The 13,456-nt window shown below is 69.2% G+C and carries 8 protein-coding genes; 2 read left to right on the top strand and 6 right to left on the bottom strand.

The features are described 5' to 3' along the window. Positions 1-187: 187 nt before the first annotated feature. A complete protein-coding gene (ggt, locus tag AC52GN_RS10100) occupies positions 188-1,933 on the top strand; it encodes a gamma-glutamyltransferase (protein WP_496526954.1) in 1,746 nt (581 codons plus the stop codon). Between the two features lie 71 nt (positions 1,934-2,004). Continuing rightward, entirely contained in the window at positions 2,005-4,452 is a 2,448-nt protein-coding gene (locus AC52GN_RS10095; RefSeq protein WP_496526953.1) for a zinc-dependent metalloprotease, read from the top strand. Positions 4,453-4,673: 221 nt separating this feature from the next. Here AC52GN_RS10095 and AC52GN_RS10090 read toward each other — a convergent pair whose 3' ends face one another. From AC52GN_RS10090 to AC52GN_RS10065, 6 genes are all read right to left on the bottom strand, one after another. Continuing rightward, on the bottom strand, positions 4,674-5,795 hold the full coding sequence (locus AC52GN_RS10090) for a P1 family peptidase (RefSeq protein WP_496526952.1): 1,122 nt from the start codon (positions 5,793-5,795) through the stop codon (positions 4,674-4,676). After that, complete coding sequence (locus tag AC52GN_RS10085) at positions 5,792-7,408, bottom strand: ABC transporter ATP-binding protein (protein WP_496526951.1); 1,617 nt, start codon at positions 7,406-7,408, stop codon at positions 5,792-5,794. Before AC52GN_RS10085 ends, AC52GN_RS10090 begins: the two co-directional genes overlap by 4 nt. A 2-nt stretch (positions 7,409-7,410) precedes the next feature. Beyond that, the gene (locus AC52GN_RS10080) at positions 7,411-8,268 is read right to left on the bottom strand and encodes an ABC transporter permease (protein ID WP_496526950.1); all 858 of its coding nucleotides are present in this window, start codon (positions 8,266-8,268) and stop codon (positions 7,411-7,413) included. Continuing rightward, positions 8,265-10,799: an ABC transporter substrate-binding protein gene (locus AC52GN_RS10075; protein ID WP_496526949.1), complete on the bottom strand. Its 2,535-nt coding sequence runs from the start codon at positions 10,797-10,799 to the stop codon at positions 8,265-8,267. Before AC52GN_RS10075 ends, AC52GN_RS10080 begins: the two co-directional genes overlap by 4 nt. A gap of 173 nt (positions 10,800-10,972) precedes the next feature. Beyond that, complete coding sequence (locus AC52GN_RS10070; RefSeq protein ID WP_496526948.1) at positions 10,973-11,818, bottom strand: acid phosphatase; 846 nt, start codon at positions 11,816-11,818, stop codon at positions 10,973-10,975. A 23-nt stretch (positions 11,819-11,841) separates the two neighbouring features. After that, positions 11,842-13,422, bottom strand: a complete 1,581-nt coding sequence (locus AC52GN_RS10065) for an alkaline phosphatase D family protein (protein WP_496526947.1) — start codon at positions 13,420-13,422, stop codon at positions 11,842-11,844. Positions 13,423-13,456 lie beyond the last annotated feature (34 nt).

Raw genomic sequence — 13,456 nt, 5'->3', positions numbered from 1 at the left:
GCGTCAACCTCTGCAGAATAAATATTGCCGATATCCGAGATATTGAGCGCGATAATCGCTAAGAATCACCCTTGAGGTGCGCTTTTCAGCAATGCTATCGCTATGGATATTGACAAGGTTGTCCTGTCGTCAGCGCCGAGGCTGTTTTGTCGGCGGCTGCGGGCGGGATTTGCGGCGGGGGAACAGGATGCGTTTTGGTTTCACGAGAGCGGCGACGGCGGTTTCGGCGGCGGCGCTCATGCTGCTGGCCGGGCCCGGCCTGGCGCAGCAGGCGGCCCAGGTTCGTCCGGCGACGGGCAGCGGCGGCGACATCGTCAACTATGGCCAGATCCACAGCCCGGTGATCGGGCGGGGCGGCATGGTGGTCAGCCAGAGCGATCCGGCCACCCGCGTCGGCGTCGAGATCCTGCGCCAGGGCGGCAATGCGGTGGATTCGGCCGTGGCCGTGGCCTTCGCCGAGGCCGTCACCCTGCCGCGCGCGGGCAACATCGGCGGCTCGGGCTATATGATCGTCCACATGGCCGCCACGGCGGACCGGCCGGCGCAGGACATCGCCGTCAACTATTACGGCGCGGCGCCCGCCGCGACGACGCCTGAGCTTCTGCTGGGGCCGGACGGCAGGTTTGACCGTTCCAAGCCGTCGGGCTTCATCAACGTCTCGGTGCCGGGCACGGTGATGGGCCTGTGGGAGGCGCACTCGCGCTTCGGCTCCATGCCCTGGGCCGATCTGGTCGCGCCGGCGATCCGCCTGGCCGAGGAGGGCTATGTCCTGTCGGACGGAGAGGCGGACGCCACGGCGGGCCGGGCGAGGGTGCTGGCGACGGATCCGGGCGCGCGCGAGGCCTATCTGAAGCCGGACGGCTCGGTCTATCGCGCGGGCGAGACCTTCCGTCAGCCCCTGCTGGCCGAAAGCCTGCGCAAGGTGGCGCGCGGCGGGGCGGACGAATTCTACAAGGGCGAACTGGCGCGCCAGATCGTGGCCGGCATCCAGGCCCAGGGCGGCGTGATCACCCTGGAGGACATGGCCGCCTATCGCGCCGACGTGTCCGAGCCGATCTGGGGCAGCTATCGTGGGAATCGCATCTCCTTCATGCCGCCGACGGCCTCGGGCGTCAGCGTCGCCGAGGCGCTGAACCTGCTGGAGCATTTCGACCTGAAGGCCATGGGATGGGGCAGCGTCGACAGCCTGCACCTGATCTCGGAGGCGATGAAGATCACCTCGTCGGACCGTCGCCTGATCGGGGGCGCGCCGCAGTGGACCACTCCGGCCCACGGCCTGGCCAGCAAGGAATTCGCCGCCGAGCGCGTCAAGCTGATCGCCCTGGACCGCACGCTGAAGGCGGCGGACATCCCCGAGGGCAATCCCTATCCCTATGAGAGCCAAGACACGACCCACTATTCGGTGGCGGACGCCTTCGGCAATGCGGTGTCGAACACCTACACCCTGTCCAACTCCTACGGCGCGCACGTCGCTCCGGTCGGGACGGGCATCCTGCTGAACAACCACCTGGACAACTTCTCCTGGGGCACGCGCGGCGAGCCGAACTCGCCCGCACCGGGCAAGCGCCTGGGCTCGACCATCACGCCGATGATCGTGTTCAAGGACGACAAGCCCTGGCTGATCACCGGCACGCCCGGCGGCGGCTACATCATCGCCACCATGGTTCAGTTGATCTCCAACGTCGTGGACCACAACCTGAACGTGGCCGAGGCGGCCATGCGTCCTCGCCTGAACCAGGGTGGGGGCGACAGCCCGCTGGAGCTGGAAGGCGGCTTCTCGCCCGACGTGGAGCGCCTGCTGCGCGAGCGCGGCCATACGGTGCGCCCGTCAATGACCATGGGCAGCACCCAATCCATCATGGTGGACGGGGATCGGTTCCTGGGGGCCGCCGACACCCGGCGTCCGGACGCCCTGGCCTTGGGCGTCCGCTGATCGACCGCTTGCCGTTCGAGGCGTTCGGTGGTCTGAACGTCCGCTGTTGAATCCGTCGGAGGGGGAAGCCGATGTTGCGCAAGGTTCTGCTGGCGGGCGCCGCCGGCCTGGTGTTGGCCGGAGCTGCGGCTCCTGCGGGGGCGCAGTCCGCGCCGACGGCGGCGGCGTCGCCGGCGGCCTGGCAGGACGGCCTCTTCGGCGTCCGCCAGGACAGCCGCAAGGGCAAGGTTTCGGTGCGCCTGCCGGCGCCGGGCGCGGACGGGGTGCTGGGACGGTATCTCTATCAGCCGGGTCTGTCGGCGGGCCTCGGCATGGACGGAGCGGGACTGGACCGCTCGGGCCTGGGGCAGGCTCAGATCGTGGTGTTTCGTCAGGTCGGAGACCGCGTCTTCGCCGCCTTCGAGAACCATCGCTTCCGCGCCGTCGACGCTGATCCCGATCAGGTCAATGCGGTCGCCGCCTCCTTCGTCTCGCCGGTCGTGTGGTCGGGCGAGGTGGCGGAGACCGGAGCCGACGGGTCCGTCACGGTGGATCTGTCCGGTTTCCTGGAGCGGGACGCCGTCAACGCCGTGGGGCGGCTGAAACGGGCCAAGCTGGGCAGTTTCAAGCCGGCGCCCAATCTCGGCTATGTCGACGTCGCCGAGACTCTGGTCTTCCCCGACAACGTCGAGTTCCAGACGGTCCAGACCTTCACCAGCGACGAGCCGGGCGGCGAGCTGTCGCGCGTCTCGCCCGAAACACGCTCGGTCACCCTGGCGGTGCGTCACTCCTTCATCCGCCTGCCGGACGATGGCTTCACCCCGGTCCTGCATGATCCGCGTTCGGGCACCTCGGCTCAGGTGATGGTGACCGACTTCGCCGCCGATCTGGACACGCCGGTGGTCAGCCGTCTGGCCCGCCGCTTCCGGCTGGAGAAGACCGATCCGACGGCCGCCCGTTCGCCGGTGAAGAAGCCCATTGTCTTCTACGTCGATCGCGCCGCCCCGCCGGCCATCCGCGAGGCCCTGATCGAGGGCGGCAATTGGTGGGCGCAGGCCTTCGAACAGGTCGGCTATCTCAACGCCTTCCGGGTCGAACTGCTGCCCGAGGGGGCGCATCCGATGGACGCCCGCTACAACATCATCTCCTGGGTTCACCGCGAGACGCGCGGCTGGTCGACGGGGACCAGCGTCAACGACCCCCGCACCGGCGAGATCGTGCGCGGCGTGGTGCAGCTGGGCTCGCTGCGCGACCGTCAGGACAAGATGATCATCGAGGGACTGGTCGGCGCCGCCCGCGCCGGGACGGGCGGCGAGGACGATCCCGATCGTCTGGCCTACCACCGCCTGCGCCACCTGTCGGCGCACGAGATCGGCCACGCCCTGGGCATTTCCCATAACTTCGCAGCCTCGACGTATGAGGACCGCGCCTCGGTCATGGACTATCCGGCGCCCTGGGTCATCGCGGACGGCGATCGTCTGGACTTCAGCCGCGCCTATACGACGGGCGTCGGCGCCTGGGACCGCTATGTCGTGGACTGGCTCTATGGCGACACGCCGGGCCAGAACCCGGTGTCGCGCCGCGCGGCCCTGGCGGCCGAGGCGCAGGCCAGGGGCTATCGCTTCGTCTCGGACGGCGACACCCGGCCGCTGGGCAGCCTTCAGGCCTATGGCGCCATGTGGGACAACGGCGAGGACCCGACGGCCGAGTTCGTCAATACCCTGGCCGTGCGCCGCATCGCCCTGTCGCGCTTCGGTCTGGACAATCTGCCGGACGGAGCGGCGGCGGCCGACCTGCGCCGCGTGATCGTGCCCATCTATCTGTATCACCGCTATCAGACGACGGCGGTGGGGCGGCTGGTCGGCGGCGTGGACTACGCCTATGCGGTCAAGGGCGACGGTCATGAACGCGCCGATCCCATCAGCGCCGACCGTCAGCGCGGCGCGCTTGAGGCGCTGATGCAGGCCCTGTCGCCTGAGGTGCTGGACATGCCGGACGGGGTCATCGACCTGCTGTCCTCGGTGCAGTCGGGCAGTTCTGACCGGCAGATGCAGATCGAACTGTTCGAGAGCAAGACTGATGCGGTCTTCGATCCGTCCTCGGCCGCCGCCTCGGCGACGGAGGTGGTGTTCGAGACCCTGCTGGCGCCCGAGCGGCTGAACCGTCTGGTCGAGCAGGAGCGTCGTGATCCGGGGCAACTGGGTCTGGTCGAGACGCTGGACCGGGTGGCCGTCGCCGTCGGCCCGGGCGCGGCGCTGAACCCGCGTCAGGCCGAGTTGCGCCGCGTCGCTCGCGCCCGCTACGCCGCCCATCTGGCTGCGCTGATCCAGGGCAAGGACCTGTCCTCGACGGCTCAGGGCGCGGTGCGCGACAGCGCGCGGCGCTTTGGCGAGCAGTTGAAACGCTGCCGCGGCGACCGGCTGGAGACAGCGCAGTGCGCCTATCTGGCGGAAGCTCTGACCGGTCCGGTCGAGGGGCTGAAGACGCTCAGCGAGACGCTGCCAGTGGCGCAGGCGGTCCCGCCCGGCGCGCCGATCTAAGCCGGCCAAAAGTTCAACCCTCTCCCGGCGGGAGAGGGCTTGAGCGCACGAGAGCGCAGCGATCGTTCTTGCGCGAAGGGGTGAGGGGATTGTCCTGTCAGTCGGCGTAAGCCGTCGCGCAATGGCCTTTCGGCTGACTTCGCCCGCGAACCCTCACCCTTTCGCCTTAGCCAATCGCCTCCGGCTCTTGGAGGCTCAAGCCCTCTCCCAACAGGAGAGGGTTACATCTCCCGCCAGGTCTTGCCGGTGACGCCTTCATAGTTGGTGGCGTGATAGACGCCGCGCGCCACGGCGCGAGCCAGCACGTCGGCGGCGACGTTGCCGAGCTGAGCGACCACGACCTGACGCAGGGCCGGGTTGTCGATCACCTTCTTGCCGGTCGACAGGCTGAACAGAGTGTCGCCGTCGAAGGGGGCGTGGGCGGGGCGGATGGCGCGGGCCATGCCGTCCTGCGCCATGATGGCTACGCGCTGAAGCTCCACGCGGGTCAGGGCCACGTCGGTGGCGATGCAGGCGATGGTGGTGTTCTCGCGCGGTCGGGCGCCGAACTTGGACGCGCCCCAGTCCTCTGCCGAGGCGTGCAGGCCGGACGACCCGAGGCCGCCGAACTCGTCGCCGATCTCATAGGGGGCGGCCCAGAAGCTCTTGCCGCCCGGCGCCACGACCGAGCCGACGCTGTTGACCGCCACGATGGCGCCGACGGTCCAACCCGCCTCCATGACCGCCGATGCCGACCCGACGCCGCCCTTCAGCGCGCCCGCTTCTGCGCCATAGCCCGCGCCCGCCGTGCCGAGGTCGAAGCGGTCGCCCGCCGCCTCCAGCGCCTGAACCGACAGGCGGCGATAGGGCGGCTCCATCTCCCACTGCTTGTTCCCGCCATTGGCCAGGTCATAGAGGCAGGCGGTCGGGATGATGGGCGAGGGCGGCACGCCGGGCGCCCCGCCCATGCCGTAGCCGCGCCCGCGCATCCCCATCCAGGCGGCGACGCTGTCGGCCGAGCCGAGGCCATAGACCGACCCGCCCGACAGGATGATGGCGTCCACCTCCTGCACCAGGTTTTCAGGGCGCAGCACGTCGGTCTCGCGCCCGGCGGGGCCGCCGCCGCGCACGTCCACGGCGGCGGTGGCGGGCTTTTCAGCCAGGATGACGGTGACGCCGGTGCGGACGCCCGCGTCGTGCGCCTGACCGACCTTGAGGCCCTCGACGTCGGTGATCAGGTTCAGCGGCCCGGTGCGGCCCGAGGCGCGGGCGGCGGACTGCGCTGCGGGTTTGGCGCTGGCGGCGCCGGCGGCGGAGGCTGCGGCGCCGATCAGGGCCGAGCCGAGGACGGTTCTGCGGTTCATCCGACGGTTTCCTTTTCCAGAGCGTGATTGCGGACCAGGTCCGGCGTCGCCGCCAGAAGTTTCTGCGTATAGGGGTGCGACGGCGCGGCGAAGACGGCGGCTGTCTCTCCCTGTTCGACGATCCTGCCCGCCTGCATGACCAGCAGGCGATCCGTCACCGTGCGCACCACGCTGAGGTCGTGGGTGACGAAGAGGTAGGACAGGCCCAGCCGATCCGACAGGTCGGCCAGCAGGTCCAGCACCTGCGCCCGCACCGACACGTCCAGCGCCGACACCGCCTCGTCCAGACAGATGACCGACGGTTCGGTGATCAGGGCGCGGGCGATGGCGATGCGCTGGCGTTGGCCGCCCGAGAACTCGTGCGGATAGCGGTCGGCGGCCGCGCTGTTCAGGCCGACGCGCTCCAGCATTTCATCGACGCGACGGCGGGCCTCGGCGGGGGAGAGCTTGGCGTCCAGCAGGTGGAAGTTCTCCGCCATCAGATCGCTGACCTTCCAGCGCGGGTCGAAGCTGCCGTACGGATCCTGGAACACCACCTGGATGTCGCGGCGGATGGATTTCAGCGCGCCGCCGCGCGCGGCGGTGATGTCGCGGCCCTTGACCCGGACGCGGCCCGCCTGCGGCGTTTCCAGCGCGAGGATGGCGCGCAGCAGGGTGGACTTGCCGCAGCCGCTTTCGCCGACCAGTCCGACGCTCTCGCCCGGCTGGATCGACAGGCTGACCTGATCGACGGCGCGGAAGGCTTTTGACTTGCCGAACAGGGCGGGCGCGCCGCCGTATTCGCGCACCAGGCCTTCGACCTGAAGCACAGGTGCGGCGTCGGCCTGCGGGCGGCTGCGACGCGTCGGGGCGTGTGTGGCGTTGGCCAGCAGGCGTTGGGAGTAGGGGTGCGCCATGCCGGTGCGAATGCGGTCGACAGGCGCTTCCTCAACCAGTTCGCCGTCCTTCATCACCGCCACGCGGTCGGCGGTTTCGGACACGACGGCGAGGTCGTGGGTGATGAGGATCAGACCCATGCCGTCCTCGCGCACCAACCGCTTCAGCAGGTCCAGCACCTGGGCCTGCGTCGTCACGTCCAGCGCCGTCGTCGCCTCGTCCGCGATCAGCAGCTTGGGCGTCAGGGCGATGGCGATGGCGATGGCGACGCGCTGCCTCTGGCCGCCCGACAGTTCGTGCGGATAACGCGTCAGGGGGAAGCGTTCGGTGGGCAGGCCGACGCGCTCCAGAACGGAACGGGCGACGGCGAGGGCTTCCTTGCGCGAGGCCTTCTTGTGCAGGCGCACCGTCTCGGCGACCTGATCGCCGATGGTCATGACCGGGTTCAGGGCCGTCATCGGCTCCTGAAAGATGATGCCCACGTCGCGGCCGCGCACCTGCCGCATGACGGCGTCGGGGGCGTTCGAGACGAGTTGGCCGTTCAGATGGATCTCGCCCGTCATGGTCGCGCGCGGCGGCGTCAGGCCCAGCACGGCCAGCGAGGTCATGGACTTGCCCGAGCCGCTCTCGCCGACGAGGCCGAGGATTTCGCCGGGGGCGACGGACAGGCTGACGTTCTTCAGGATCGGCGTCGAACCGATCGACAGGCTGAGGTCGCGGATATCGAGGACGGTCATGCTCAACGCTCCCGCCGCACGCGCGGGTCGAACAGGTCGCGCAGGCCGTCGCCGGTCAGGCTGAGGCCCAGCACGGTCACGAAGATGGCGAGGCCGGGCATGATGGCCAGCCACGGCGCGAAGCCGATCATGGTCTGGGCCTCGGCCAGCATCCGGCCCCAGCTGGGCGCAGGCGGCTGGGCGCCCAGGCCGACGTAGGACAGGCCCGCTTCGGCGACGATGCCGACGGCGAACTGGATCGCCGCCTGCACGACCAGCAGGCTCATCAGATTGGGCAGGATGTGCTGGAGCGAGATCAGGGTCTTGGACTTGCCCGCCGTGCGGGCAGCCAGGACGTATTCGCGGGTCCACAGCCCTTGGGCGGCGCCGCGCGCGACGCGGGTGAAGACGGGGATGTTGAAGACGCCGATGGCGATGACGGCGTTGATCGCGCCCGGCCCCGTGACGGCGGTGATCATCACGGCCAGCAGCAGGGCGGGGAAGGCGAAGATCAGGTCGTTGCCGCGCATGACCAGTTCGTCGATCCACCCGCCGCGCGCGGCGGCTGTCAGGCCCAGAGGCGTGCCGATTGCGACGCCGATGCCGACGGCGACGAAGGCGACGACGAGGGAGTTCTGCGCCCCCGCCATGATCATCGACAGCACGTCGCGGCCGAAGTGGTCCGTGCCCATCCAGTGGGCGGCGGAGGGAGCGGTCAGCTTGGCGGCGATGTCGACCGCCTCGACGTCATAGGGCGTCCAGACCAGGGCCAGCAGGGCGGTCGCCAGCACCACGGCGGTTAGGCCTGCGCCGACGATCAGCGACAGGGGCCAGCGCACGCGGGGCTTGGCGGGGGCGGTGATAGCGGGGGCGTCGGTCATGCGCGGCGTCCCCTCAGGCGCGGATCAGCGAACAGATAGGCCAGGTCGATCAGGAAGCTGACCAGAACCACGGCGAAGACCAGCACCACCACCACGCTCTGCACCACGATCAGGTCGCGCTGGGTGATGGCCTGGAAGACCAGTCGGCCCAAGCCGGGCAGGGAGAAGACGTTCTCGATGATGATGCCGCCCGCCAGCAGGAACGGGAACTGAAGGCCCAGAATGGTCAGGACCGGGATCCAGGCGTTCCTGAGCGCGTGCCGCCACAGGGCCTGATTGACCGATAGCCCCTTGGCGCGGGCGGTGCGGACATAGTCCTCGTTCATAGTGTCGAGCAGGGCGGTTCTCAGCACGCGCGCCAGAATGGCGGCCTGCGGCGCGGCCAGCGCGACGGCGGGCAGGATCAGGGCCTTGAAGGCGGGCCAGAAGCCGGCGCTCCAGCCGGGGAAGCCGCCCGCCGAGAACCAGCCCAGGTTCACCGAGAACAGCAGGATCAGCAGCATGGCGATCCAGAAGTTGGGCAGGGCGACGCCGACCTGCGTCACGCCGATCAGGCCGGTGTCGACGGCGGTTCCCCGGCGGCTGGCGGCGGTGACGCCGATGGGCAGGGCGACCAGCAGCGACAGGACGGTGGCCATCAGGGCCAGCGGCGCCGAGACGGCCAGACGTTCGGCGATCAGGCCGCCGACCGGCACCTGATAGGTGTAGCTGGTCCCGAATTTGCCGGTCAGCAGGTCGCCGAGCCAGGCGAAGTAGCGCTCAAGGCCCGAGCCTTCGAGGCCCATCTGCTGGCGCAGGGCGGCGATGCTCTCCGGGCTGGCGTTCAGCCCCATCATATAGCTGGCCGGATCGCCGGGCACGACCTGCAGCAGCAGGAAGATGACGACAGTCGCCGCCAGCAGCGTCAGGGCGTGGCCGCCCAGTTTCTTCAGCAGCCAGGCGGCGCCGAAGCGCCAGGCGACGAATGCGAGGAGCGCCGCGCCCGCAATCAGGCTGATCCAGCCCCAGGGCAGGCCGCCGCCGGTACGTTCGGTGCTGGCGGTCGTCGCGGCGCCCGCGCCGGTCCAGTAGGCGCCGGTCACGTCATTGGCGGCGATGGGGCCGTTGATCCACAGGCCGTTCAGGTCGGCCTTCCACACGCCGATGCGCGAGGACTGGAACAGGAAGCCGTTGACCGCGTCCTCGGCGATGCGGCGTTGCAGATCGCCCAACAGACGGTTGCGCGTCGGCTCGTCAGGGGCGGCGTTTACTTCGGCCAGCAGGGCGTCGAAGGCGGGGCTGTCGTAGCCGAAGTAATAGTCCTTGCGGCCATAGATATCGTAGTCCATCGGCTCGACGTGCTCGACGATGGTCAGGTCGAACTGGCGGCGTTTGAACACCTGGTCCAGCCACTGAGCCCACTCCAGATTCTCGATCTTGGCGCGGATGCCTGCTTCGGCCAGTTGGGAGATCAGCACCTCGCCGCTGCGCCGGGCGTAGGGGCGGGGCGGCAGGCGAAGGGTCACGTCGATGCCGTTGGGATAGCCCGCCTCGGCCAGCAGTTGACGTGCCTTGGCCGGATCGTGCGGATAGAGGCCGGTCAGGTCGACATAGCCCGGCGCCTGTCGCGAATAGTGGCTGCCGATCGGCTGGCCGAAACCGAACATGGCTCCCTGGATCAGGGCGTCGCGGTCGATGGCGTAGGACAGGGCGCGGCGCACCCGCATATCGTTGAACGGCGCCCTGGTGTTGTTGATCCCCAGGATGACCTTGCCCTCGGAAGCGCCGACGACGACGCGGAAGCGCGGGTTGCGCTGGAACTGGGCGACGTTCTCGGGCGCGGGATAGTTGGGGAAGGCGTCGACGTCGCCGGCGCTGACGGCGGCGAAGGCGGCGGTCGGGTCGCTGATGAACCGGAAGACGACGGTGTTCAGGCGGGGCGGTATTCCCCAATAGCCGTCGCGGCGGATCAGGGTCAGCTGGCTGCCCCGCTGCCAGCTCTGCAGCTTGAACGGGCCGGTGCCGACGGGGGTGACGGCGTTGGTCGCGGCGCTGTTCGGCGACACCATCACCGCGTCGCCCCAGGCCAGGACATAGGGCAGGGTCGCCATGGGCCGGGACAGGTGGATGCGCAGGGTCGCCGGATCGACGACCTCGACGTTGCTGATCGGCTCGAACAGGGCCTTCTGGGCGTTGGTTGAGCCTTCGGCGGTGATGCGGTCGAGAGAGTATTTGGCGACCGAGGCGTCGAACGGCGAACCGTCGGAAAAGGTCACGCCGCGCCGCAGGTGGAAGGTCCAGGTCAAGCCATCGGGCGCGGCCTCCCACGACTCGGCCAGAGATGGCGCGACGGCGCCGTTCTGGGTCAGCTTCGTCAGGCCCTCGAAGACGTTGGCGTAGACGACTTCATCCACCGCCGCCGCTGCGCCCGAGGTCGGATCGAGGTTCGGCGGCTCCAGCGGCAGGCCGAGGATCAGGCGGTCACGCGGCGCCTGCGCCTGAACCTGGGGCGCGGTCAGGCCCCAGACGAGGCACAGGGCCAGCGACAGCATAAGCGTAATCAGGCCGGGCCGAAGTCCGCCTTTCCGGCCGCGCCGTCGGGATGCTGTCGCGACGCGTGTCGCCCCTGTCTTCGTCACCTTCCCTCGATCTCCCCCTTGCGACGTGGCCGATCTGCGTCAGCCTACGTCATGGATTTGCACTCACGCCATGGATTAAGCGCGCCTCACCATGGCTGGCGCGCCAGAGAGGCGGGGCAGGCGGCCGTGGTTTCGGTCGCGGCGGCGCGGGCGGCGTCGAACTCCTGCTTCGCGCGGGCGAAGTCGGCCTGGAACGCCGGATCGGCCTTCAGCCGGGTGACGATGGTCGCGCCGACGATGCGGCCCGCCTCGACGTCGCTAACATAGTGGACGCCGCACACCGCGCGACTTTCGCCATAGGCCAGTCCGCGGCGCAGGATGGCGTCGGCGCGGTCGGGCGCCAGTTCGGCCAGCACCAGTGACCAGGCCCAGCCCAGCGCCGAGTGGCCCGACGGGTAGGAGCCGCTGGCCGCGAGCCATGTCTCGGGCGCGATGCAAGTCGGCAGAGGTTCGACCACGAAGGGGCGCTTGCGGAAATAACCCTTCTTGGCGGGGGTCTGGATCATCTCCAGATCGCCCAGCATCTTGCCCATTAGCAAGGTCAGGGTCGGCATCTGTTCCGGCTGGAATTTGAAACCGAGGGCGCAGTCGAAGGCGCGCGGGGCGCCGGGCGTCTCGATCTCATTGTCGGCGCGGGCGATCTCCCAGCGTTCGGTCCCTTCCAGCGCGCGCATCTCACGATAGGCGGCGATGTCGGCCTGTTCGCGCAACGAGCCTTCTTCGGGCGGCGGCGGCAGGAAGTTGGCGGCGTTGGGCGTGTTCTCGGCCGTCAGATAGCCGTGCGGGTGATCGCGGAAGCCCTCCCAGAAGGTCACGGGCGCGTCGCGGGCGACGACTGCCGCCGTCTGCGTCGAAACCGCGCCGGCGCAACCGCCCAGGGCCAGGGCGAAGCCCATGGCGATGAGAGAAGAAGCGAGGCGCGGGGTGGTCATGGCGGAACTCCGGTCGGAAAGGATCATGCGGCGACGGCGCCGGGGCGGCCCGATTCAACGGTCCAGGATTTCAGGGTCGACAGGCTGGCCTTGGGATCGCGCACGTCGCTGATAACCTGATAGTGCGTATCCATGCGGTCGGGGCGCACCTCGATCGACATATAGCCGCGCGGCCGGCTGTCGAAAAATTTCACCTGCGGATTATTGGGCATGACCGCCATCAGGCCTTCATAGCTGGGGCCGGTCGAGGTGATGGAGGTGCCGACGAACTCGGTCGCCACGGTGGTCGACGAAGGGTCGCGGCTGTCCAGCTTCACGTCGTTGGTCCAGAAGGAGTGATAGTCGCCGCTGAGCACCACCGGGTTGGACGGCTTCAACTCGGACAGGGCGCCGGTCAGGCGGTCGCGCGCGGCGGGGAAGCCGTCCCAGGTGTCGGTCCAGTAGCGGTTTTCCTCGGCCGGGCTGCGGGCCAGACGCAGGCCCGCCATGACCAGGTTCTGGCCCAGGATGTTCCAGCGCGCCTCGGCGCGGGCCAGACCGTCATAGAGCCAGCGCTCCTGCTCGAAGCCGAGGAAGGTGCGTGACGGGTCCAGCCGGTCGGTGCAGGTCGCGTCGGTGACGATCTGGCCCTTGCCGCCGTTCTCGCTATCGCTGCACGGCTGTTTCGATCGGTATTGGCGGCCGTCCAGCATGAAGAACTCGGCGAGGTTGCCGTAACGGACGCGACGATAGATCGGCATCTGCAGGGCGGCGCTCAGGCGCGTGCGGCGGATCGGCATGGCCTCATAGAAGGCCTGATAGGCGGCGGCGCGACGTTGCAGGAAGTCGTTGGGCGACTCCCCCGACACCTTGGACCAGACGCCGGAATAGTCGTCCTGAACCTCGTGGTCGTCCCACACCGCGATGCAGGGGGCGACGGCGTGCAGCCGCTGCAGGTTGGCATCCGTCTTGTGCAGGGCGTAGCGGTTGCGATAGCCCGCCAGCGATGTGGCTTCCTCGAGGTTGTAAGGGCGCACCATCTGGTCGGCGCGGTCGGGCCCCAGGCTGTATTCATAGATGTAGTCGCCCAGGAACAGGGTCAGGTCGGGCTGCTCGTCGGCCATATGGCCATAGGCGCTGAAATAGCCGCGCTCCCAGTGCGAGCAGGAGGCGACGGCCAGACGCAGGCGGTCGGCGGCGGCGTTGGGGGTGGGGGTGGTCAGGGCGCGGCCGGTCGGACTCTGCTGGCCCCGGGCGGTAAAGCGATACCAGTAGGGGCGGTGAGGGCTGAGGCCCGCTACCTCGACATGGACGCTGTGCGCCGTGTCGGTCGAGGCGGTCACGTTCCCGGTGGCGACGATGCGGCGGAACTGGTCGTCGGCGGCGACTTCCCAGCGGACGGGGATGGCGCCCGACAAGCCGCCAAGCCCATCGGCGGCCAGGGGATCAGCCGCCAGCCGGGTCCAGATGACGAAGCCGTCGTGAGCCGGGTCGCCGCTGGCGACGCCGAGCGGGAACAGATAGGCGCCGCCCGCCTGCGCCCGGCCGAAACTGAGCACGGCGGGCGCGACGACCAGACCCGTCAACAAGGCGCGGCGATCAAGGCGGAAAGACGGAAAGGACATCAGTTCATCAGTCAAAAGGCGCAGGGCGGGCCAG

It is taken from the genome of Brevundimonas sp. SS2672 (assembly GCF_059579685.1).
Note: the sequence above shows the minus strand (reverse complement) of the source record. Positions and strands in the feature narration are given on the sequence as shown.

Coding starts and splice junctions, on each gene's coding strand:
- ggt (WP_496526954.1), top strand. CDS start 188: ATGCGTTTTGGTTTCACGAGAGCGGCGACGGCGGTTTCGGCGGCGGCG.
- AC52GN_RS10095 (WP_496526953.1), top strand. CDS start 2,005: ATGTTGCGCAAGGTTCTGCTGGCGGGCGCCGCCGGCCTGGTGTTGGCC.
- AC52GN_RS10090 (WP_496526952.1), bottom strand. CDS start 5,795: ATGAACCGCAGAACCGTCCTCGGCTCGGCCCTGATCGGCGCCGCAGCC.
- AC52GN_RS10085 (WP_496526951.1), bottom strand. CDS start 7,408: ATGACCGTCCTCGATATCCGCGACCTCAGCCTGTCGATCGGTTCGACG.
- AC52GN_RS10080 (WP_496526950.1), bottom strand. CDS start 8,268: ATGACCGACGCCCCCGCTATCACCGCCCCCGCCAAGCCCCGCGTGCGC.
- AC52GN_RS10075 (WP_496526949.1), bottom strand. CDS start 10,799: ATGCTGTCGCTGGCCCTGTGCCTCGTCTGGGGCCTGACCGCGCCCCAG.
- AC52GN_RS10070 (WP_496526948.1), bottom strand. CDS start 11,818: ATGACCACCCCGCGCCTCGCTTCTTCTCTCATCGCCATGGGCTTCGCC.
- AC52GN_RS10065 (WP_496526947.1), bottom strand. CDS start 13,422: ATGTCCTTTCCGTCTTTCCGCCTTGATCGCCGCGCCTTGTTGACGGGT.